General features: G+C 73.3%; 21 protein-coding genes. 14 read left to right on the top strand and 7 right to left on the bottom strand.

The annotated features are described in order from the left end of the window. Window positions 1-165 precede the first annotated feature (165 nt). Complete coding sequence (locus ACFY2K_RS19025) at window positions 166-837, bottom strand: TetR/AcrR family transcriptional regulator (RefSeq protein ID WP_375885825.1); 672 nt, start codon at window positions 835-837, stop codon at window positions 166-168. A 135-nt stretch (window positions 838-972) separates the two neighbouring features. Here ACFY2K_RS19025 and ACFY2K_RS19020 point away from each other — a divergent pair, with 135 nt between their 5' ends. Beyond that, entirely contained in the window at window positions 973-1,797 is an 825-nt protein-coding gene (locus ACFY2K_RS19020) for an MOSC domain-containing protein (protein WP_375885823.1), read from the top strand. Between the two features lie 115 nt (window positions 1,798-1,912). Here ACFY2K_RS19020 and ACFY2K_RS19015 read toward each other — a convergent pair whose 3' ends face one another. Beyond that, window positions 1,913-2,305: a ribonuclease gene (locus ACFY2K_RS19015; RefSeq protein WP_375893679.1), complete on the bottom strand. Its 393-nt coding sequence runs from the start codon at window positions 2,303-2,305 to the stop codon at window positions 1,913-1,915. A 291-nt stretch (window positions 2,306-2,596) separates the two neighbouring features. On the opposite strand from ACFY2K_RS19015, the gene ACFY2K_RS19010 reads away from it, so the two are divergent. Further along, window positions 2,597-4,195: a carboxyl transferase domain-containing protein gene (locus ACFY2K_RS19010; RefSeq protein WP_387712735.1), complete on the top strand. Its 1,599-nt coding sequence runs from the start codon at window positions 2,597-2,599 to the stop codon at window positions 4,193-4,195. Between the two features lie 552 nt (window positions 4,196-4,747). Then, entirely contained in the window at window positions 4,748-5,122 is a 375-nt protein-coding gene (locus ACFY2K_RS19005; RefSeq protein WP_375893676.1) for a transglycosylase SLT domain-containing protein, read from the top strand. A 213-nt stretch (window positions 5,123-5,335) separates the two neighbouring features. On the opposite strand, the gene ACFY2K_RS19000 is transcribed toward ACFY2K_RS19005, so the two are convergent. Beyond that, window positions 5,336-5,794 carry an HD domain-containing protein gene (locus tag ACFY2K_RS19000; protein ID WP_380643606.1) on the bottom strand — a complete coding sequence of 153 codons (459 nt, stop codon included), beginning with the start codon at window positions 5,792-5,794 and terminating at the stop codon, window positions 5,336-5,338. Between the two features lie 232 nt (window positions 5,795-6,026). On the opposite strand from ACFY2K_RS19000, the gene ACFY2K_RS18995 reads away from it, so the two are divergent. Then, entirely contained in the window at window positions 6,027-6,953 is a 927-nt protein-coding gene (locus ACFY2K_RS18995) for an AEC family transporter (protein WP_375893673.1), read from the top strand. Here the strand turns inward: ACFY2K_RS18995 and ACFY2K_RS18990 are convergent. Further along, entirely contained in the window at window positions 6,950-7,414 is a 465-nt protein-coding gene (locus tag ACFY2K_RS18990) for a MarR family winged helix-turn-helix transcriptional regulator (RefSeq protein WP_387712732.1), read from the bottom strand. The two genes, ACFY2K_RS18995 and ACFY2K_RS18990, sit on opposite strands and share 4 nt — an antisense overlap. A 157-nt stretch (window positions 7,415-7,571) precedes the next feature. On the opposite strand from ACFY2K_RS18990, the gene ACFY2K_RS18985 reads away from it, so the two are divergent. After that, window positions 7,572-8,432, top strand: a complete 861-nt coding sequence (locus ACFY2K_RS18985) for an alpha/beta fold hydrolase (protein ID WP_387712640.1) — start codon at window positions 7,572-7,574, stop codon at window positions 8,430-8,432. Window positions 8,433-8,923: 491 nt separating this feature from the next. On the opposite strand, the gene ACFY2K_RS18980 is transcribed toward ACFY2K_RS18985, so the two are convergent. Beyond that, window positions 8,924-9,655: a hypothetical protein gene (locus ACFY2K_RS18980; RefSeq protein ID WP_375893669.1), complete on the bottom strand. Its 732-nt coding sequence runs from the start codon at window positions 9,653-9,655 to the stop codon at window positions 8,924-8,926. A gap of 281 nt (window positions 9,656-9,936) precedes the next feature. On the opposite strand from ACFY2K_RS18980, the gene ACFY2K_RS18975 reads away from it, so the two are divergent. The 4 genes from ACFY2K_RS18975 (at window position 9,937) to ACFY2K_RS18960 (ending at window position 13,785) form a co-directional block, all read left to right on the top strand. Further along, the gene (locus ACFY2K_RS18975) at window positions 9,937-10,488 is read left to right on the top strand and encodes an SMI1/KNR4 family protein (protein WP_380591846.1); all 552 of its coding nucleotides are present in this window, start codon (window positions 9,937-9,939) and stop codon (window positions 10,486-10,488) included. 404 nt (window positions 10,489-10,892) lie between these two features. Continuing rightward, window positions 10,893-11,126 (top strand): hypothetical protein, encoded by a 234-nt coding sequence (locus ACFY2K_RS18970; RefSeq protein WP_380592418.1) that lies wholly within the window; start codon window positions 10,893-10,895, stop codon window positions 11,124-11,126. A 367-nt stretch (window positions 11,127-11,493) separates the two neighbouring features. Beyond that, a complete protein-coding gene (locus tag ACFY2K_RS18965) occupies window positions 11,494-12,726 on the top strand; it encodes a DNA sulfur modification protein DndB (RefSeq protein WP_380526597.1) in 1,233 nt (410 codons plus the stop codon). A 660-nt stretch (window positions 12,727-13,386) separates the two neighbouring features. Next, window positions 13,387-13,785, top strand: a complete 399-nt coding sequence (locus ACFY2K_RS18960; protein WP_387712635.1) for a hypothetical protein — start codon at window positions 13,387-13,389, stop codon at window positions 13,783-13,785. A 114-nt stretch (window positions 13,786-13,899) separates the two neighbouring features. On the opposite strand, the gene ACFY2K_RS18955 is transcribed toward ACFY2K_RS18960, so the two are convergent. Continuing rightward, the gene (locus tag ACFY2K_RS18955) at window positions 13,900-14,562 is read right to left on the bottom strand and encodes a hypothetical protein (RefSeq protein WP_387712632.1); all 663 of its coding nucleotides are present in this window, start codon (window positions 14,560-14,562) and stop codon (window positions 13,900-13,902) included. A gap of 646 nt (window positions 14,563-15,208) precedes the next feature. Between ACFY2K_RS18955 and ACFY2K_RS18950 the strand changes: the two genes are divergently transcribed. Then, on the top strand, window positions 15,209-15,676 hold the full coding sequence (locus ACFY2K_RS18950; RefSeq protein WP_387712630.1) for a hypothetical protein: 468 nt from the start codon (window positions 15,209-15,211) through the stop codon (window positions 15,674-15,676). 201 nt (window positions 15,677-15,877) lie between these two features. Here ACFY2K_RS18950 and ACFY2K_RS18945 read toward each other — a convergent pair whose 3' ends face one another. Continuing rightward, window positions 15,878-16,141: a dsRBD fold-containing protein gene (locus ACFY2K_RS18945; RefSeq protein WP_363437335.1), complete on the bottom strand. Its 264-nt coding sequence runs from the start codon at window positions 16,139-16,141 to the stop codon at window positions 15,878-15,880. 283 nt (window positions 16,142-16,424) lie between these two features. Here ACFY2K_RS18945 and ACFY2K_RS18940 point away from each other — a divergent pair, with 283 nt between their 5' ends. The 4 genes from ACFY2K_RS18940 to ACFY2K_RS18925 all read left to right on the top strand — a co-directional run bounded on the left by ACFY2K_RS18940 (window position 16,425) and on the right by ACFY2K_RS18925 (window position 21,197). Further along, window positions 16,425-17,390, top strand: a complete 966-nt coding sequence (locus tag ACFY2K_RS18940; RefSeq protein WP_380592424.1) for a DMT family transporter — start codon at window positions 16,425-16,427, stop codon at window positions 17,388-17,390. Between the two features lie 8 nt (window positions 17,391-17,398). After that, the gene (locus tag ACFY2K_RS18935) at window positions 17,399-18,106 is read left to right on the top strand and encodes a DUF6629 family protein (RefSeq protein WP_387712627.1); all 708 of its coding nucleotides are present in this window, start codon (window positions 17,399-17,401) and stop codon (window positions 18,104-18,106) included. A gap of 405 nt (window positions 18,107-18,511) precedes the next feature. Further along, complete coding sequence (locus tag ACFY2K_RS18930) at window positions 18,512-19,240, top strand: hypothetical protein (RefSeq protein ID WP_380592427.1); 729 nt, start codon at window positions 18,512-18,514, stop codon at window positions 19,238-19,240. 121 nt (window positions 19,241-19,361) lie between these two features. Continuing rightward, window positions 19,362-21,197 carry a helix-hairpin-helix domain-containing protein gene (locus ACFY2K_RS18925; protein ID WP_387712624.1) on the top strand — a complete coding sequence of 612 codons (1,836 nt, stop codon included), beginning with the start codon at window positions 19,362-19,364 and terminating at the stop codon, window positions 21,195-21,197. The last annotated feature ends 27 nt before the right edge of the window (window positions 21,198-21,224 follow it).

The raw sequence follows: 21,224 nt of genomic DNA, 5'->3' as shown, positions 1-21,224 counted from the left end.
CGCCTCTCCGTCCGCGCCGCCGCCCCCGGGCGGATCACCCCAGCTAACCGGCGCACCCGAGCCCGCCCGCACCCGTTGACACGGTCCTGACGCCCCACCCGGCGTTCCGTACGCGTCCCTGATGCCGACAGGAGGGCAGGGGAGGCGGGGGAAGGGCGGGGGCGGTCAGGCCTCCGGGGCCCCGGCCTCCCACAGGTCCGCGAACATCCGGTCCAGGTGCTCCTCGCCGATCGGCGGGACCGGCAGCGGGTGGGCGGCCCGCGCGCGGAAGCCGTCCAGCAGCAGGGCGAGGTACCGGCGCCAGAGGTCGGGGCGCAGCTCGGTGGCGGCGGGCAGGGCGCGGCAGAGCGGGCCGAGCAGGAAGAGCAGGTCCATGGTGACCACGTCGCGCCGCATGGTGCCCTGCTCCTGGGCGCGGGCGATCAGGGCGCCGACGGTGGCGGCGTGCCCGCGGCTGATCTCGATCATGCCGGGGATGACCGGGATGGCCTGGGTGACCAGGTCGTTGATGCCGCGGTCGGCGGCGACGAGGGCGAAGATCCGCTCGAAGTAGCCCTCCAGACCGGTCCAGGCGTCCTCGGCGGCGAGCGCCTCCCGCCCGGCTTCGGCGAGTCCGGTCCCGGCGTCCGCGAAGACCTCGGCGATCAGCGCCTCGCGGGTCGGGAAGTGCCGGTAGAGGGTGGCGTTGCCGACGCCGGCCTCCTTGGCGATCTGGTCCAGCGGGACGTCGAGGCCGTGCCGGGAGAACATCTCGCGGGCGGCGGCGAGCAGCTGGTCCCGGTTGCGCTGCGCGTCGCGCCGGAGCCGTCCCGGGGGGTTCGCGCTGCTCGGTGCCATGGGCAGACCCTAGCAACCGCACGGCCGCCGGGTGTTCACCGGCACGACGGCCGGTCCGGTCCGCGCCCGCCCTGCAACTACCCTACGGGGGCGAGGAGAAGAGCGGCCCGAGCGGCCGCGGACCACGGGGGCGGCATGGCGACGGTGACGGAACTCCGGTACTACCCGGTGAAGGGCTGCGCCGGGGTGCGCACGGAGCGGGCGGAGGTGACCGCGGCGGGGCTCGCCCACGACCGGGAGTTCATGGTGGTGGACCAGGACGGCGTGTTCCGCTCCCAGCGGCGGGATCCGCTGCTGGCGACCGTCCGCCCGGCGGTGGCGGAGGGCGGCGCCCGGCTGGCGCTGGCCGCGCCCGGGGTGGCGCCGGTGGCCTTCGCCGTGGACACCGCGGGCCCGCGCCGCAAGGTCGAGCTGTTCGGCGTGCCGTACCCGGCCGTCGACCAGGGCGAGGAGGTCGCCGCCTGGCTGTCCCGGGTGCTGGGCGCGCCCAGCCGGCTGGTCCGGGTGCCGCCGGAGCACGACCGGGCGACCGACGGGCTGACCCCGGGGACCTCGGGCTTCGCCGACAGCAGCGCGATGCACCTGCTCTCCCGGGCGACCTTGGACGACTTCAACGCGCGCACCGGCGAGGGCGTCGCCCCGCTGCCGGTGGAGCGGTTCCGCCCGAACCTGGTGGTGGACGGCTGGCCGGAGCCGCACACCGAGGACCTGCTGCGCCGCTTCCGCGTCGGCGGCGCCGAATTCGGCTACACCAAGCTGGCGATCCGCTGCGCGGTGACGCTGGTGGACCAGTCGACCGGCGCCAAGGCGGGCCCGGAGCCGCTGCGCACCCTGGCGCGGTACCGCCGGGCGGCGGTCGGCGGGGTGGCCCTCGGCAGCAAGTTCGCCGTACTGCGCCCGGGCACCGTGCGGGTGGGGGACGAGCTGGCGGTGGACGACTGGGGGCCGTCCGAGCTGTGACGCGGGTCCCGGTACGACGGTGGCCCGGCGGAAGGATCCGCCGGGCCACCGTCGTACCGGGACTCAGCCGCACGTGGACTCAGCCGTACCGGGACTCGATCAACAGATCAGCAGGTCAGCAGGTCTGGTCGATCAGCGAGAACGTGGCGTAGTGGTCACCGGTGTAGTAGTCCTCCTGGGAGGACTCGCCCGTGATGATCCGGCGGGCACCGCGGGTCGGGGCGCCCGGGGTGATGACGGTGTACTCGTGGTAGTACCCGTACGACTGGCTCGGCAGCACGCCCTCTCTGTTCTGGAAGACCACGCCGTCCTGCGAGTACGGGAACGGCCCGTCGGAGGCGATCAGGTTCAGGGTGTCGGTGGCCTGCGACGGCAGCGCGGACAGGCACACCGTGCCGCTCACGTCGGCGTGCGCCTCGGTGGCGACGGCGACGGGGGCGAGGGTCATCAGGGCGACGGCGGTGATGGCGGCAGCGCGGGTCTTCCACGCGCGTAGAGTGCGGGTCATGTCCATCAGTGTGGCGGGCCACCGACAACTCCGGAAGGCTTGAATCAACTTTTTACCGACGGGTAACTCGCTTGTCCCATCTGAGACTTCACCCGTACGCCGGCCGCCGGAGCCGGCACGCCGAAGCCGTCCACGAACGGTCCGCGCCACCCTTGGGTCGACCGCTGTCGAACTTCCGTCCGCCCCCGCTGTCGGGCTCCTCACACCTTCACAGCACTCCCACAGCGCCGCGCCCGCGCCGCATAGAGTGACGGACCGTGCCGGACCGGAACGATCACTGACGGGGTGGACATGGACACGGGCGCGAGCGCAGGGGCGAACACGGGCGGCGGCACGGGCGGCGGCACGCCGACCGCCAGGGCCACCGCGCTGACCGCCCACCAGCTGATCGGCCTGCTGGTCGACCCGGGCGGTTTCCACAGCTGGGACGAACCCCCGTCCCTCCCCACCGCCGACCCCGACTACCGCGCCTCGCTCGACCGGGCCCGCGCCCGCACCGGCCTGGACGAGGCCGTGCTCACCGGCCGCGGCCTGATCGACGGCCGGCCGGTCGCCCTGGTCGCCTCCGAGTTCGGCTTCCTCGGCGGCTCGATCGGCGTCGCCACCGCCGAACGGATCACCCGGGCCGTCGAGCGCGCCACCGCCGAACGCCTCCCGCTGATCGCCCTGCCGGTCTCCGGCGGCACCAGGATGCAGGAGGGCTCGGCGGCCTTCCTCTGCATGCTCCGCATCACCGCCGCCGTCCAGGCCCACCGCGCGGCCGGCCTCCCCTACCTCAGCTACCTGCGCAACCCGACCATGGGCGGGGTCTTCGCCTCCTGGGGCACCCTCGGCCAGCTGGTCCTCGCCGAGCCGGGCGCCCGCCTCGGCTTCCTCGGTCCCCGGGTGTACGAGGAACTGCGCGGCGTGCAGCTGCCGCCGGACGTCCAGCGGGCCGAGACCCTGGCCGGGCAGGGGCTGGTGGACGCCGTGGTCCCGCCGCGGGAACTGCGCGAACTGCTGCGCCGCACGCTCGCCGTCCTCGGGACCGTCCCTCCTCCTTATAAGGGCGCCCCTCACCAGGACGCCCCGCTCCTCCCTACGGAGCCTCCCACCGCCACACCCCCCGACGCCTGGGACTCCGTCCGCCGCACCCGCCGCCCCGACCGCCCCGGCACCCGCGAGCTGCTGCGCCGCACCGCCGAGGAACTGGTCCTGCTCGACGCCCCCGGCGGCCACGACGGCGCCCTGGTCCGCGCCCTCGCCGTGCTCGGCGGCCACCCCGTCCTGGTCGTCGGCCAGCAACGGCAGGGCGACGACCGGCAGCGGCAGGACGGCGACCACGAGCGCCCCTTCACCGCCGCCGACCTGCGAGCCGTCCGGCGCAGCGCCCGACTGGCCGAGCAGCTGGGCCTGCCGCTGGTCACCGTGGTGGACACGGCCGGCGCCGAACTGTCGGCCCGGGCCGAGCGGGAGGGCATCGCGGTCGAGATCGCGCACTGCCTGACCACCCTGCTGGCACTGCGCACGCCCGTCCTCGCCGTCCTGCTCGGCCAGGGGTCCGGCGGCGGGGCGCTGGCGCTGCTCCCGGCCGACCGGGTGCTGGCCGCCGGGCACGCCTGGCTGGCACCGCTGCCGCCGGAGGGCGCCTCGGCGATCGTGCACCGGGACGGCGCGCACGCCGCCGAGCTGGCCCGGGCGCAGGGCATCGGCGCCGGGCAGCTGGCGGCGGTCGGCCTGGTGGACGAGGTGGTCCCCGAGCTGCCGGACGCCGCCGAGGAGCCGGCGGCCTTCTGCGAGCGGCTGGGCGCGGCGGTCGCGCGGGCGCTCGGCGAGCTGTCGGCCGCCGGCGAGGCGGACCGGCTCGCCGCCCGGGCGCTCCGGCACCGCCGTCTCGGCGACCTTCGGTGATCCCCGGCGGCCTTTGACGGCCTTCGGTGACCTCCGATCAGGGGACGGTCACGCATCGTGGCCGATTCCTGTGGCGCCGGGCACAGATCGTCAGTACCCAAAGTGCTGTGACCGGACCGTCCGGTGACGGCCGCGCCGCCCAAACGGTGAGTGCGCTCACAGCCGAAAAGCGGCTACGACGGCGGGTAGTGGTGGCCGGGAGCCCCTCGCCGCACCCCCTGACCTCCCGTCGGCCGACCGTCGGCCGACCGCCGTCCGCCCGGCTCGACCCCGGTCCGAGCGCCCCGCCCGAGCCGCCCTTCGAATCCACGGCCACCCTCGCGCCTACGACGGTGCGTCGTAACGAGGGGGTCTTGGCGGCGGCCGATCCCGTCTGGCAACAATGGCTCTCGTCGTCAGCCGCACCGGTTCCTGTCCCACCGGTCGACGGCTTACCGCCGAGTCGCGCCCCACAACCGCAACGGCCCCTGTCCGGCCCGTGGTCCTGGGTGGGGCGCGACTCGGCCCAACCTGATTGAGGTCCTGTTCTACATGCCCACTTTCAAGCTCCGTATGCGCACTTCCGCCGCGATTCTCGCCGGCACCGCTGGTCTCACCGCCCTGGGCGCGGGCGTCCTGCCCGCCACCGCGAACGCCGCGACCGCCTCCCCGCAGGCCATCGCCGCCCAGATCGTCCCGGCGAACCAGCTGGCCTCGTTCAGCCAGATCATCTCCCACGAGTCCGGCTGGAACGTGACGGCGACCAACCCGAGCTCGGGCTCGTACGGCCTCGGCCAGGCGCTGCCGGCCTCCAAGATGGCCTCCGCCGGTGCGGACTGGAAGACCAACCCGGCCACCCAGATCAAGTGGGCGCTGGACTACATGAACACCCGCTACGGCAGCCCGAACGCCGCCTGGAACTTCTGGCAGGCCAACCACTGGTACTAAGCCGACCGACCACCGGCGTACCGACGTGACACCCGTCTCCTGACCACTCCCCCTCACCCCGGGGGTCGGACAGGGACCACCGGGGTGACCCGGGAGGGCCCGGGCCCGCGCGATCCGCGTGGCCCGGGCCCTCCCGTGCGTTCCCTCCCGTGCGTTCCCGCCCCTGCGGGTCCGCCTCTGCGGGTCCGTCCGCGCCCGTGCCGCTCCGCGCCCTCAGAGCTCCCCGGTGAGCCCCAGCAGCTCCCGCATCCGCGCGTACTTGGCGGCCAGCCGCTCGGCGGTCGCCCCGTCCAGCACGGCCAGCCGCGCCGGGTCCGAGTTGTGCGCCAGGTCCGCCCGCTTGACCAGCAGCGCGCCCGGCGTGGCCAGGATCCGCGCGGTGTACGCCTCCACCGGCTCCCCGGGCCGCCGGGTGAGCGCGTCCACGATCGCCTTGGTCGCCTCCGGCAGCGCGGCCCCCGCCAGCCACTCCCGGCTCAGCCGGTCGTCCTCGACGGTGTCGTGCAGCCAGCCCGCCGCGATCTGCGCCTCGCTGCCGCCGCGCGCCGCCGTCCCGCCCGCGACCGCCGCGATGTGCTCGGCGTACGGGTGCCCGTTCTTGTCCACCTGCCCCTCGTGGGCCCGACGGGCGACGGCCTCCACCTCGGACAGGCTCAGGTACTGGTCCTCCACCCGCTCATCGTAGGCCCGCCCCGCGACGCCCTCGCAGCCCCGGCCACCGGCCCGGATCCCACCCCGGTCACCGGTCCGGATCCCACCCCAGGACCCGGGCCCCCTTGATCAACACCCGGACGGCCACTGGTTTACTGCCACGGGGGGTTCTCGGCGGCACCGGTGTTCCGGGGCCCTCCGGCGGGCGATCCCCGCCGCACCCGGCAGACCCGTCCGAGCGATCCGAGGAACCATGCCAGACCTCCACCCGCTGCTGTCCGCCTTCGCCCCGATCTGGGCCCTCACCGCGGTCGGCTACGTCGTCGCCCGCGCCGGGCTGCTCGGACCGCAGGCGGAGCTGGTGCTGACCCGCTTCGTCTTCCACGTCGCGATGCCGGCCGCGCTCTTCCTGATGATCTCCCGCACCCCGCTGGGGCACTTCGCCAACCCGTCGATGCTCGCCTTCGTGGCCGGCACCGCCGTCTCCACCGGCCTCGGACTGCTCGTCGGGTGGCGGCTGTTCGGCCGCAAGCGCGGCGAACTGGCGATCGGCGCGATGGCCTCCGGCTACGTCAACTCCGCCAACCTCGGCATCCCGGTGACCATGCAGGTCGTCGGCGACGCCTCCTTCGTCGGCCCGGTGGTCCTCTTCCAGATCCTGGTGGTCACCCCGGCCGTCCTGGCCGTGCTGGACAGCGGCGCGGCCGGCCGGCGCGCCCTGGTCACCCTGCCGCTGCGCAACCCGATCCTGATCGCCACCGCCCTCGGCGCCGTCGCCTCGGCCACCGGGTTCCAACTGCCCGCCGAACTCCACCACTCCGCCGACCTGCTCGGCGGTGCCGGCGTGCCGACCGCCCTGGTCGCCCTCGGCATGTCGCTGCACAACCGCCCGGCGGCCGACGGCCGTTCGCGCCGCGCCGAGGTCGGCCTGACCGTCGCGATCAAGACCCTGGTCCAGCCGCTCGTCGCCCTGCTGGTGGCCGGCCCGGTGCTCCACCTGCCCACCCACCAGCTGCTCACCGTGGTGCTGTTCTCCGCCCTGCCGACCGCGCAGAACATCTACACCTACGCCCGCGAGTACGGACAGGGCACCGACCTCGCCCGGGACACCGTGCTCTGGTCGACCCTGGTGTCGATGGCGACCCTCTCGGTGATCGCCTGGACCCTGGGCCCCGCCTAGGCTCCGTCCTCGGGCGCGCCCCGAGGGTCGTCCTGCCGGGCGGCGGCCACCACGGAGGTCATCGCCTCCAGGAAGCGGCGGGCCGTCGCCAGCTCCGCCGGTTCGAACCGGCCCATCGCCGCGACCAGGTCGCCGATCAGCCCGCCGAAGAAGCCCTCGCCGAGCTCCATCGCCCGCTCCTCCACCACCAGCCGCACCCGGCGCCGGTCCTGCGGGTCGCGCTCGCGCCGGATCAGCCCGAGCCGCTCCAACCGGTCCACCAGGCCGGTGGTCCCGGCCGAGTTCAGCCGGAGCGCCTCACCGAGCCGCCCCGGGGTGACCACCTGCCCGGCCCGGGCCGCGTCCAGCAGGTGGATCAGCGCCCGCAGATCGGTCGGGTGCAGGCCGCTGCGGGCCGCGAACTCGGCCCCGAACAGGTCGAGTTCGACCGTCAGACCGCGCAGCAGGTGGACCAGCCGCATCAGCTCCTCGCGTTCGGACACCCTCTCATCCTTCCTCGGGCACTCCCGTGCCATTATTCTCTCGTTCAACGAGATACTTGTCCAACGAGTGATTCTACGGGCGGGCGATCACCCGCCCGCCCGCACGCGATCACACCACACCCGCGGAGGCCCCACCATGTCCGCCCGCACCGCGCCCTTCCTCGCCGCCTACGACGAGCTCCTCGCCCGCTGGCCCGTACCGGTCGAACCCCTCACCGTCCGGACCGTCCACGGCACCACCCGCGTCAACGCCTGCGGCCCCGCCGACGGCCGCCCCCTCGTCCTCCTCCACGGCGGCGGCGCCACCTCCGCCATGTGGTTCGCCAACGCCGGCACCTGGGCCGCGGCCGGCCACCGCGTCCTCGCCGTCGACCTGATCGGCGACCCCGGGCGCAGCGTCCACGACGGCGCCCCGCTACGCGACGTCCCCGGCCTGCTCGGCTGGCTGGACGCCGTACTCGACGGGCTGGGCGTCCACGAGGCCGACCTCTGCGGCCACTCCTACGGCGCCTGGACCGCCCTCCAGTACGCGCTGCACGCCCCCGCCCGGGTCGGGCGCCTCGTCCTCCTCGACCCCACCCAGTGCTTCACCGGCTTCCGCCCCGGCTACCTCCTGCGCGCCCTGCCCCTCTTCCTCCCGCACCGCACCCCGGACCGCGCCCGCTCCTACCTCGACTGGGAATCCGGCCCCGGCCCCGCCGTCGACCCCGACTGGCGCGAGCTGTACGCCCTCGGCTACGCCGACTTCCCCGCCTCCCCCGTCGTCACCGGCCCCCGCCCCACCCCCGCCCGGCTCCGCACCCTCACCACCCCGGTGCTGGCCCTCTACGCCGCCCGCACCCGCACCCACGACCCCCACCGCACCGCCGGAGCCACCCGCCGCGCCCTCCCCCACGCCACCGTCACCACCGTCCCCGCCACCTCCCACCACACCCTCCCCAGCGCCGGCGCCCCCCAGGTCAACCCCCACGTCCTGACCTTCCTCACCCGCCCCTGACCCCCCAGCCCTGACCCCCCAGCCCAGGGAGAGCCCTCCGCGCCACGCCGTGGAAAACATGAGAGGACCCGGGAGCGTAGCCAGCTCCCGGGCCCCTGTTTGCCGCCCAATTGCGCACACCGGCACGTTTAAGGGTCGCGGATCAGCTTGAAATCGACGCGTTCTACCTTTGAACTACCGTGCCACGGAGCGGCACAGACAGGACTTGAACCTGCATTCGTCGATATTCGTCCGCACCCGGTCGATCCGGTGTTCGGCGGCGAATGCTGAGACTTGAGCGAGAGTCTGAGATTCACGGGGCCTGCCTCTGCCTGGCTTGGGCTACCCCGGCCGGTGGTGCCGGGGGGAGGATTCGAACCTCCACTGTGACCCCTGGTCAGCTTCAACGTCAGTGTCAGCTTTCGCACCGTGCAGCGCACCCGCCCGGTCTCCCAGGACGGTTCGGCGCGCTCGGTGCACCCGCCCGGCTCCCCGGGCGGGCGATCGTGAGGCTACCGGAACAGGTAGCCGAAGACGGCGTCGCCCACCCGCCGGTCGGTGACCTCGACGGCGTTGGCCTCCTCGCGGGCGAACTTGACCGCCTGCTGGAGCTTCTCCACCCGCTCGGCGAGCTCGTTCACCCGGCGGGCCGGCAGCGCGCCCGAGAACTTGACCGTGGTCCAGTAGCCGACCGCGATGTCCTCGTAGTACACCTCGACCTGGGCCGGGTGCTTCTCGGTGGCCTCGGCCTTGACGTGGTTGCGCGGCACCTTCTTGGTCCGGATGGTGCGCACCGGCTCGGTCTTCCAGGAGTCGGTGGACGGGTCGAGGTTCCAGGACTCGGAGGCGTCCAGCACCGGGAGCTTCTTCACGAAGGTGGACAGGTCGGTGAGCTGCTTCTCCAGGAAGAGCAGGTACGGCACCGGCACCTGGGTGAGGAGCACCTGTCCGTCCACCACCACGTCCGCGCTGGCACCGATGTTCGCCCAGTCCTTGGTGGCCGTCACGTCGAAGAGCCGGGTGAGGGTGTTCGCGGTGGACCGCAGGATGTCCTCGGCCTTCAGCTGCACCCGGGTCGACTCCGGCGGCAGCTGCTCGCCCTCCTCGTCCTTGGGCTGGTAGGTCCGGGAGATCCCGGCCAGCAACGCGGGCTTCTGCAGGTCCTGGTGGGCCTGCGTCAGCTCCTGGAAGGACTTGGACTTGACGCCCTTTTCAACGGCGATGATCTGGTTCAGCTTTGCCACGCCCGGGACGCTACCAGCCCCGAACCGACCGATGACACCCAATTATCGACCGGACACCCGACCCCCGGATCCTGGGCCGCAGCGGCAGCCGGAGACCCGGTTTCACGCACCAGCACCCTCACGAAGCCGCCGGCCGACAGAGCCCCTCATCGGTCTCGCCCGACGAAGCGTTGAACGACAGGCCAAGGCCGGCTGCCCTTCGCCGGGCTTCCTGTGACCCACCAGTCCGTCTGGCGTTCCTGGCCGTCAACATGTCGGTGGGCCCTGACAACATCACGGTCATGACCGACATCGATGGCCTCGTACAGCGCGTCGCCGCCCGAGCTGCGTCCGACGGCACGGACCTTCCCGCACCCGTCGGCGATGCCCGGATTGCCGAGGCCGAGGCGCGACTGGGCTTCTCGCTGCATCCCCTCCTCGTACGCCTGTACCGCGACGTCGCCGACGGCGGCTTCGGTCCCGAATACCGGCTACTGCCGTTGCTCGGCCCGGGTTCCAGCGTCGTTGGCGAGTACCTGACGCGGCGCGAGGCGTCCGTCGGAGCGGAGCACCCCCAGTGGCCCGAAGGCGTTGTACCGATCCTGACCTGGGGGTGCGCCATGTACGCGGGCGTTGATTGTCTCAGTGGGGACGGTCAGGTCCTGCTCTTCGAGCCGAACCCGTACAGCGGCGGATCGTGGGATGAGTGCTGGTTCCTCGACTCCACCAGCCTCTCAGCGTGGCTGGAGACATGGCTCGCCGGGACGGGCTGGTTCGAGGAGGAGGCGCTCGAAGGCGACGACCTGGTCGAGCCGCGTCCATGGGACCAGGCCGCAAGTCGGCTGCGCTCCTAGGCCGATGGGCCACCTGAACCGGGTTCTGCCGCAGGTGACAGTGTCAGCAGGTCATCGATGCAGCTGTGCTGCCAGGGACGCCTGGCAGCGAAGAGAGGGGACTAGGTAGGGAGGAGCGGGCCGGTTGCGACGTGCGGCACCGGGCTGCCGACCGCCCCGGATAAATCCGTTGGCACCGAGAGCTTCCGAGTGACAAGACTGCACCGGTGAACACCCCGCTACCGCTGCCCGGCCAGGGCCATCGCCCTGGTGCGTGCCGTCTTCGATGCCGTCTCCCTGCTTCTCCGCCCCCATCCACGGCAGAAGCGGCAGCCGTCGACACAGGCCAGGCACAGCCTGAGGGCCGACTCGCCCGGCTGTGGGAGGAACACCGGTGCGCCCTGTACCCCGACGGCTTCCGCGGCGTGGACATCGAGGGCGTGGAGCTGATCCTCCTGGACGCCGACGTCGCCGGCCTCGTCCGGCAAGAGTTGGACGGTGGGCTCGACGACAGTGGCATCGCCGTGCTCTGGGCGTGCATCGCCGGCCTCGACAAGGTCGTGCCCCTGATCAACTCGGAGTACTGCGCTTCCTACTTCGCGAGACTTCGGACGCTGGCCAAGCTCGCAGCAGCACGCCACATCCCCACCGCGACCTGACCGGTGGAGTCGTAACCGCAATCTCCCACGACCCTCGTCAGGTTCGGGCCCGGCCGCGTTCGATGCTGCTCCCCCCTGCGCGCCTGACGGTCGTGCCGACGTCGTAGCAGGGTGGCGGACTGCCCGTTGCCTCTGCGCCCTCGCCGCACCCGTGGGGGCGGTGCGTTCCGCGGACGCCCGCCTGGCAGGGAACTGCGGCCCGCAGCTGCCTCATCGAGGGGATCCTTCCCACCGCAGCAGCTCCTCCCTCACCTGTATGCTGCGTCATCGAGCAGATCCTCCACCTCAGTTGACCGTTGGTATGCCATCGGACACCTTCCCCTGACATGACGCAGCGTCAAAGCAGTTCGCTGCAAAGGGAGAGAGTGTGTCCATAGCCACGTTCCCGAAGCCGGTCACCACCGGCTTCCCGATCAAGCTCCTGGTCGTCCGCGAAGGGGTCATGGCCAACGCGGTCATCGACGGGGAGAACCTGCTCCACCTCGTCAACGACCCGGCGAAGGTCGAGGAGGACGCCAAGCGCGCCGCGAAGGCCGGCTACGAGGTCGACCCCTACGCCCGCATGCGCGCCGAGGTGCAGCGGCCCATCGGCACTGCGGCCAGCAAGAAGGCGAAGAACGTCGGCGAGTACGCGGACTACATCGCGGCCGGCCTGCGGGGGGACTTCGACAGCGCCTGGTCGGTTCCGCAGATCACCCTCTGGTCCCCGCGTCCTCTGGCGCCGGACGAGAACGGCGTCTGGCACCTGCCGATCCGTGACGGCCTGATCGCCCTCGACGCCGAGACCCAGGTCACGGCGCTGCACCGGATCAGGAAGAACCAGGCGGCGTACGGCTTGGAGGACTTCGACTTCGGCGAGATGAAGCTCTCCGTCGAGATCTTCCACGGGATCAGCGTCATGGCCGCCCGGCAGATCTTCCACGACCGCAACCTCAAGGGCGTTCCGGTCGACAAGTCCCTGGCCATGTCGATGGACGGCCGCGACTTCGGCACCACGGTGACGCGCAAGCTGATGGAGTCGCTCAAGGTGCCGGCCGGCGAGACCACGGTCCCGCTGTCCGGCCTGATCCTCACCGGCAAGCGCCAGGTGTCGGACAAGGCTCCCGAGTGGATGACGATGTCCGTCCTGCGGACCCTCATCTCCACGGCCATGCTCGGCAAGGCCGGCATCCATGCCGCCTCGACGGGTATCGAGTACGAGGACATCCCCGCCGACGGGAACAACGACCGCCCCGACCAGGCCGTCGTCCAGCGCGAGATCATGGAGACGGTCGGCACCTTCCTGGCGGAGAACGCCGAGCTCTTCCACGCCAAGACCGCCATCACCGCACCCGCGGTCGTGGCAGGACTCGGCGCGACCATGAACCGCACCATGTCCTGGTCCGCCGACCCGTTGCCCGAGGGCGTCACGCTCGACGCCCTCCTGACGGACGTCCAGTGGGACCGTGAGGCGAAGTACTGGGGCGGCGTCGCGGCCAAGGTCACCGACAAGGGCGCGGTCAGCTGGGCCGGTGGGGCCCGCGACTCCGGCCACAAGGTCTACGACGCGCTGAACTACCCGGAGACCGACACCGGCATGCAGATCCGCGGCCGCTTCTAGCCCGCGGGTGACGGCGGCTCCTCCCCGGCAGCAGTGGGGAGGAGCCGCTCGGCGGTCTCGCACCCGAGCGGGTTCCCGACGGGCGTAGCTCTGGGCGGGTCCGGACAGGGTTGCCGACGAGAGCCCTGTCCGTCCGGTGCGACATCCCCCTGACGGACTCCGGAACGGTCCGAGCCGGCCGCACAGAGGTACGGCCGCGCTCCTGCGACGTTGACCGGTGCCCGTCGAGAAGTGTCTCTCGGCCAGGCTCTTGAGGGCGTCGTCGCCCGGGGACGTCGGAGCCGTGGGGTGTCCGTGTGGGAGGGTACGGGGCGATCACGAATCCTAGGGGGTGGGTCAGTGCGTACCCGTCATGTGGCGGTGGCCGGGGTTTCCCTGGCGATTCTCGGTGTATCCGCGTGCTCGGCCGAGCCGCAAGCCCGTCCGAAGGCCAGTGTCGGCGGGGGCTCCGAACGTGCGTCCCCGGACCGGCTGCGGAGCGACCTACTCACTCGGGACCGGCTTCCCGGCGGTTTCCAACTCCTCACGGAGGAAGTCAACCTGACGACGACCGGGGCCTCGCACACCCCGTCAACCGTCTCGATCGCGTCGATGCCGTGCTCCGAGCTCGGCGTCACGTCCTTCATGACAGCCCACGCCCCACCTGCGGAGGACGTAGCGGTGGGAGTGGAACGGACACCGGTCGGCGATGACGACCTCGGCTGGTTCGGCCAGGAGTCGCTCGACCGGTACGGGCCCGGGCAGGCGGCCGCGGTCATGGACGCCATCCGCAGTGTCGTCCGGGGATGCGCGAACTACACCAGGACACTCGCGGACGGTACTCGGCTCCAGGAGACCGCGTCCGTCACAGCGGCCCAGATGCCGGCCGACGACAGCCTGCTGCTGCACACCACGTCGGCGTTCCCCAGCGATCCGGACCCGTATGTCGGGGAGACTGCATTCGTTCGCATGGGCGATGTGATCCTCATGGTGCAGCAGGTGCCCGGCCAGAAGGCGTCACCGGACACGGAGCAGGTCCTCGCCGCCGCCGTGACGGCGTACCGTGCCGCTGGCGGTTGACACCGCGCATCCCGCTCGTTCCTGCGACTGTCCGCCTCGGACGCGGCCCGCCGGTCCGACCGTCCGGTGTCGGGGGCCGCGGCGGATCGGGCCACGGCACGGCGGGCCCGTCGGCTACATCAGGTCGCTGACGACCGGGTGGTGCGTGGAGACGGGGCAGTCGAAGACGCGCATGGTCTCCCGCCCCCCGAGGACGACGTCGGTCGGCCTCTGGTTCCGGCGCTGCTCGCTGGGAGCGCCTTCGAGGTGACCGAGGGGCGCCCAGCTCCGGGTGCCCCCGTCCCACTCGTCGGTCGCGATCGCCGCGACGAAGCGCATCGCGCTGCCGCAGGCGCCGCACCGCAGCGGTCCGTGGTAGCCCTGGTAGTTCCAGGGTTCGTGGCCTCCGAGCTTCCAGCCCGGGGCCGTCGAGAGGTCCCAGGAGTAGCGGGGGTCGTACTCCTCGGGGTCGTCGGGGTCGCCGAAGGTCGCCGTCTCCCACGCCTCGACCCGGTCCTCGAACCCCTCGCCCAGGAGGCCCGGGTGCGGGTACTCGGTCACCGGCTCCGGCCGCAGCAGGCACGGGGTCGGCAGGTAGCCGGGCTCGCCGACGGCCACCGGCTCCGGCGGCGTCAGGAAGCGCTCCCCCAGGTCGCCCGTACTGCGGTAGCGGACCTGGACCCACGGGCCGGCGACTCCGTTGCGGGGGGCCGTCGGGTCGTCGTAGACGTGCTGGAACGGGCACCACAGGATCTGGAGGACGTCCGTACCCTCCGGGAAGCCGTCGTACCCCGGCACGTCACGCGCATACACCTGCAGTACGGGCAGCAACGGCCACGACGTGTCCGCGGGTATCCCGTCCCAGGTGATCTCACCGTGGTAGGCGAACCTGGTCGAGCGCTCGCCCCGGACGTTGGCCGGACGGTGGGGCTGCCGGTGCCTCGGATGACGCCCACCCGGGCAGGTCGGCCATGCCTCGTCCGCAGGCCAGGCCGGCGCCCCTCCCACGGAGCTGTCGCCCGGGCCCGGAACCGCCGGTACGGGGTGCAGCCGGACCGCCGTCCTCGCATGGGCGGCGAGCTCGGGGAAGACCGAGGTGACGTCCAGCGGCCGCGGTGGCGAGGCGACGGCCCTCATCGCCGTCCTCGACGGTTCGCCGCACGGTCGGCGCGGTCGACGGGAGACCCGTCGGACAGCTGTGGTCCCCGGGGCTGCCGGGCAGACGTTTCCTTGATCACGCACGGCATCGTACGGAGGACCGGGCGCCGGTGACAGGGGGTCCTCAGCCGTCCTCCCCGCACTTGGTGGGGAGCACCGTTCGCGCTGCGCATCGACCCGGCCGGGACGGGGACCACGCCCTGGGGGGCCTGCGGGCACCATCGAGCCGATGCCGGAATCCGGGCCTCCTGGTGGCGCGGCTGACGGCCGTGGGCAGAATGTCCGGATGGACCAGCTGACCACTCTGACCTGGCAGTACGTCGCGGGCCGCGTCGAGCCCGCGGAGCTGCCGATGGCCGCCGCCCACCTGCTCGTCGCCGGTTTCGACTCCCCTGCCCTGCGGGACCTCGCCGGCCGGGCCCCGAACGACGACACCGCCGAGGTCTTCCGCGAGGCGTTGGCGGAGCTCGGCAAGGCCCTGCTGGACGAGCGGACGGCCGACCGCTGCCTGATCCACCACCTGGCGGGCCTGCTGGCGGCTGGGGAGCTCGCACCGGCCACGGTGGCGGGAGAGGTCTGGTTCCTCGCCATGAGGGGGGACACCGAGGCGGAGGAGGCGTTCATCGACGCCATCGGGCCCGAGTACCTGATGGACGTCCGCGTGGAAGGCCCGACCGAGCAGTACCGCGCTTGGATGGAGGGGGTCCGCTCTGCCGCCGAACGGCTGTGCCGCACCGAGGCGCCGATCCGGTAGCCCGGGGAGGGCACCCCGACGCCCAGTGGCCGGCCCGTCATCCAAGTCCCGCTCCCCACACGCTACTTGGCGATGGCGATCAGCCGCCCCGGTGGGCACGGGCATGGGGGCACGGCCCCGACGGCCGGCTCGGACCTGACCGGCCGGGACGACGTTCCGCAACCGCCCGGGCGGCCCGTGCCGGGTTCGGCGTACGCGGGTTCAGTAGATGAGGTAGCCCGGGCGGTGTCCCTCGTCGTCGATCTCCCCGGTGGCCTGGGCCCGCAGCTTGCGGGACAGTTCCTCCAGGGCCCGGGAGGCCGCGACCTCCTCGCCGATCCTGGCGAGCGGGCGGTCCTCCGCGCTCTTCTCGGCCTCGCCGTGCGCGCTCAGGCCCGGCGCCCGCGCGCCCGTCAACCTGGCGTCGCACACCGTGTGCACGCCGTCTTCGTCGAAGCTGAGCTCCACGTCCCACTGGTTGTGCATGCCACACCTCCTGGCGCAGGCCCCCGTCGCGCCGGTCCCGGCCGACCCGGGCGGTGGGCCCGTGGCGGCCGCTCACACCAGCGTGCGCCCGCCCCGCCGGTGGCGGCAAGCGCGGGCCCGTGGCGGCAAGCGCGGGCCCGTGGCCACGGGCGGTGCCCGGCGCCGCGCCCGCTCGGCCCGGCCGCCGCCCCGGCGGTACGCTGACACAAGCGCGCCGCGATCGCCGTCCCTCCCCCGGAACCGCCGGCGCGGCGCGGGGCAGCGACAACCTGGTGGTCCCTCCGTGGCGGTCTTCCTCCTCGCTCTGAGCGCGGCCTGCTGTCTGGGACTCGGCTTCGTCCTCCAGCAGCACGCGGCGCAGCGGGCCCCCCGTGCCGACATGCTGCACTGGCGCCTGCTGCTGGACCTGATGCGGATGCCGGAGTGGCTGCTCGGCACCGGGTTCATGGTCAGCGGCCTGCTGCTGTCCGCGCTCGCGCTCAACCAGGGCGAGGTGTCCCTGGTCGAGCCGCTGCTGGCGACCAACCTGATCTTCGCCATGGCGCTGTCCCGGGTGCTGACCCGTCAGACCCTCGGCCGCTCCGGCTGGGCCGGGGTGCTGCTGCTCGGCCTGGGGGTGACGGCGTTCATCGTGGCCGGGCGGCCCACCGGCGGCGGTCCGCCCGCCGGGGAGCTGCGCCACTGGCTGGTGGTCGGCACGGTGGTCGGGCTGACCCTGCTGCTGGTCACCCTCGCCCGACGGCTGCCGCTGTTCGAGGAGGCCACCCTGCTGGCCCTCGCCGCCGGACTCCTCTACGGCCTCCAGGACGCGCTCACCCGCACCACCACCCAACGCCTCGACCACGACGGGCTGGCGGTGGTGCTGCGCACCTGGCAGCCGTACGCGGTGGTGGTGGCGGGCGTGGTCGGGCTGCTGCTGGTGCAGAGCGCCTTCGAGGCCGCCCCGCTGCGGATGTCCCTCCCCGCGCTGACCGCCGCCCAGCCGCTGTCCGGGATCGCCTGCGCGGTCGGCTTCCTCGGCGACCGGCTGCGGGTGACCCCGGGCGCACTGGCCTGGCAGACGGCCGGGCTGGTCGCGATCGTGATCGGGGTGATCGTGATCGGACGGCACCCCGCGATGCCCGGCAGCGTCCGCGAGACCCTGGAGTCCATCGGCGCGCCACCCGAGGACCGACCCGGCAGCGCCGAGAGCGACACCAGCGACACCAATGCCGCCCCCGACCCCGACCCCGACCGCAGAGCCGAGTAGGCCCACCGATGTGCTGGAGCGCCCAGGCGGACGCCGTGGCCGGCACGGTGGTCGCGGGCGTCGGCGTGGCCTGCCTGGTCCGCGCCCGACGGTCCGGGCGACCGCAGCGCCTGCCGCTCGCCGCGCTCCCGCTGGTACTCGGCGTGCACCAGCTCGTCGAATCCCTGGTCTGGCTCGGCACGGACGGCGAGCTGCCCGCCGGCCCCGCCGGGGCGGCCCGCACCGCCTGGGCGGTGATCGCCCTGCCGCTGCTGCCCGCCCTGGTGCCGGCCGGGGTGTGGTGCGCGGCCCGCGAACCCGGTCACCCCGCCACCCCCGCCCGTCGCCGGCTGCTCGCCCTCCTCGCCCTGCTCGGTGCAGCGGTGGCGGTACCGCTCGCGGTCGCCGTCGCCACCCACCCGGTGACGGCCACCCGGCACGGCCACACCCTCGGCTACGGAACCGGCGTCCCGCACCCCGCCCTACTGCTCACCGGCTACCTCCTCACCACCGTCGGCTCCCTCCTCCTCAGCGCCGACGACCTGCTCCGCCGCCTCGGCCTCCTCACGGCAGCGGGCGCCCTCGCCTGCGCCCTGCTCTGGAGGTTCGCCTTCATCTCCACCTGGTGCGCCCTCGCCGCCCTCGCCAGCCTGCTCCTCCTCCACTGGTCCGGACACCCACCGAGACCCACCGGCACCCACCCACCCACACCAACCACCCACCTCCCCCTCACCTGACCGAGGCGAGAGGGACGCGCTGCGGGAGGGGGCGGTGGAGGGGGTGGCTGCGGAAGGGGGCGTTGCGGGTGATTTTCAGACCGCCCACGGTCTCGACCCCCCTCGATGAGGGTCGGCGGTCGGAAAATCATCCAGCCCCCGGAGCTGCCACCCCCGGAACCGCCCCCGGCGTCACCCACCCTCCCGAGAGCCCACCCCCGAACCAAAGCCCCGCGCAGCGGCCCCCGCCACTCGGCGCCCCCGCCACCCCCCGCTCGGCGGGGTCCCCGCAGCCGTTCGCGTCCCGGAGCCGGATTGTCACCCGGGCGGAGTAGGCGCAGGCTGGCAGGAGGGCCAGGGAAGCGGCCCGCCCCGGTCGGCCGCGGAACAGATGACGGCCGTCGGTCAGGCACGAGGGGCAGGGCAATGGCACGCGGGAAGCTCTGGGGCTACGTCGCGTCGGGGGCCCGGGCGCTCGGCGCGCTCGGCGGCGCGAACGGCGCGGGCGGCGCCGAACGCAAGGGCGGCGGGGGCACTGCGGAGGGGCTCGGCCCGTATCCGCCGATCTCGATGGCCGGCCCCCGGCCGCTGTCCCGTACGGAGCTGGACCGGCTGAGCTGGACCGGCCGCCAGGCCGGGTGCGAGCCCCAGGCGCGGCACGTGCAGGTCTCCGAGGTGGTCCGCCGGGTGGTGCGCGGCGGCGGCCGGGCGGCGGCGGTCACGTTGCGGCTGGCACCGGGCCTGCCGGTGGTGGCCGGGGACGCCCGCCGGATGGAGGCCGCGATCGCCGGGCTGCTGGACCACGCGATCCGGCGCAGCCCGTTGGGCGGCCGGGTGCTGGTCCGCGCGGACGTCAAGCGCTCGGGTCCGTCGGCACCGCGCACCGCGACCGGACGCACCGCAACCGGCCACGGCGTGACCGGACACGGCACGACCGGGCACGGCCGGGAGCGAGTGGAGATACGAATCTCCGACCGCGGTTCGTACGAGCCGCCCGAGGCCCGCGAGTGGCTGCTGGCGGGCGTGCGGAGCACCGGACCGGTGGGACCGGCGTTGCACAGCCTGGTGCTGGCGGCCGGCGGCCGGCTCGCGGTGGAGCCGACCCCCGGTGGCGGCATGACGGTCGTGCTGCTGCTCGGGGTCGCCTACGACTGAGCCACGCCCCGGCCACCGCCCCAGCCACACTCCCGGCGACCGCCACCGCCACCGCCACCCCCGACCGCCCCCGGGCGCCCACCGCACGGCGAACGGCGCGCTCCGAACCTAGACTTGCCCCATGCCCCGGCTCAACGACCAGGTCAGGGAGCTGCTCCAGGAGTACGCCGACCTGATCAACATCACCGGCGGGGACGCCTTCCGGGCCCGCGCCTACGAGAAGGCCGCCCGGGCCGTCGGCGGCCACCCCGAGGACCTGGCCGGTCTGGACGTCAAGGGACTCCAGCAGATCCCCGGCGTCGGCAGGTCCACCGCCGAGAAGATCGCCGAGTACCTCGCCGGCGGGAGGATCTCCGCGCTGGAGGCCCTGCGCGCCGAGATCCCGTCCGGCGTACGGGAGATGATGGCCGTCCCCAGCGTCGGCCCCAAGCGCGCCCTCTCCCTCTACCGGGACCTCGGGATCGGCTCGGTGGACGAACTCGCCGACGCGATCCGCGCCGACCGGCTGTCCGGCGTGGCGGGCTTCGGCGAGCGCAGCGGCGAGAAGATCCTGCACGGCATCGAGCTGATGCGGCAGTCCGGCGGCCGGACCCTGCTCGACGCCGCCACCGAGCTGGCCGAGCAACTGGTCGAGGCGCTGTCCGCCGTTCCCGGCTGCACCCGCTGCGCGTACGCGGGTTCGCTGCGCCGGATGCGCGAGACGGTGGGCGACATCGACGTGCTGGCGACCGCCGCCGACTCGGCCCCGCTGATGGCCGCGCTCACCGAACTCCCGTACGTGGCCGAGGTGATCGGCAGCGGGCCGACCAAGACCTCGGTCCGCACCACCGGGGGGATCCAGGTGGACCTGCGGGTCGTGCCCGAGGAGGACTGGGGCGCCGCGCTGGTCTACTTCACCGGGTCGAAGGCGCACAACATCAAGCTGCGCACGAGGGCGGTGCGGGCCGGCCTCAAGCTCTCCGAGTACGGGCTGTTCGAGGCCGCCGGCGACACCGGCAAGGGCCCGGAGAACGGAAAGGGCCCGGGGAACGGAAAGGGCCCGGGGAACGGAAAGGGCCCGGGGAACGGAAAGGCTCCGAGGAAGAAGGACGAGGGCGCCAAGGTGGTGTCCGCGACCGAGGAGGAGGTGTACGCGGCGCTCGGGCTGCCCTGGATCCCGCCGCCGCTGCGCGAGGACCGGGGCGAGATCGAGGCCGCGTTGAACGGTGAACTCCCGGAGCTGATCCAGGAGTCGGACCTGCGCGGCGACCTCCACACCCACACCGACCTGACCGACGGCCTGGCCACCCTCACCGAGATGGTCGACACGGCGGCGGCCCGCGGCTACTCCTACTACGCCGTCACCGACCACGCGCCGGACCTGGTGATGCAGCGGATGACGGACGAGAAGATGCTGGCCCAGCGCGAGGAGCTGCGCCGACTCGCCGACCGTCACAAGAAGTTGCGCCTGCTGCACGGCACCGAGCTGAACATCGGCCCGGACGGCGGGGTGGACTGGCCGCCCGAGTTCCTGGCCGGCTTCGACGTCTGCGTGGCCTCCGTCCACTCGCACTTCACCCTGGACCGCGCCGCCCAGACCCGCCGGCTGGTCCGGGCCTGCGAGAACCCGTACGTCCATGTCATCGGCCACCTCACCACCCGGCGGATCGGCCGGCGCGGGCCGATCGACGTCGACCTGGACGCGGTGTTCGCGGCCGCCGCCCGCACCGGCACCGCGATCGAGATCAACAGCTCCCCGCAGCGGCTCGACCTGCGGGACGAGGACGTGCTGCGGGCCAAGCGGCACGGTGTGCGCTTCGCGGTCGACAGCGACGCCCACGCCACCGGCCAGCTCGGCTACCCGCGCTTCGGCATCGGCACGGCGCAGCGCGGGTGGCTCACCGTCGACGACGTGGTCAACGCCTGGACGTGGCAACGGTTGAAGCAGTTCCTCCGCAAGGACGCACTACGGAAGTAGTGCCCCGCACTACTTCCGTAGTTGCCG

This window comes from Kitasatospora sp. NPDC001309 (assembly GCF_042896295.1).
Taxonomy (GTDB): Bacteria; Actinomycetota; Actinomycetes; order Streptomycetales; family Streptomycetaceae; genus Kitasatospora.
The sequence above is the reverse complement of the archived record's forward strand: the minus strand, read 5'-3'. Positions and strand labels throughout refer to the sequence as shown.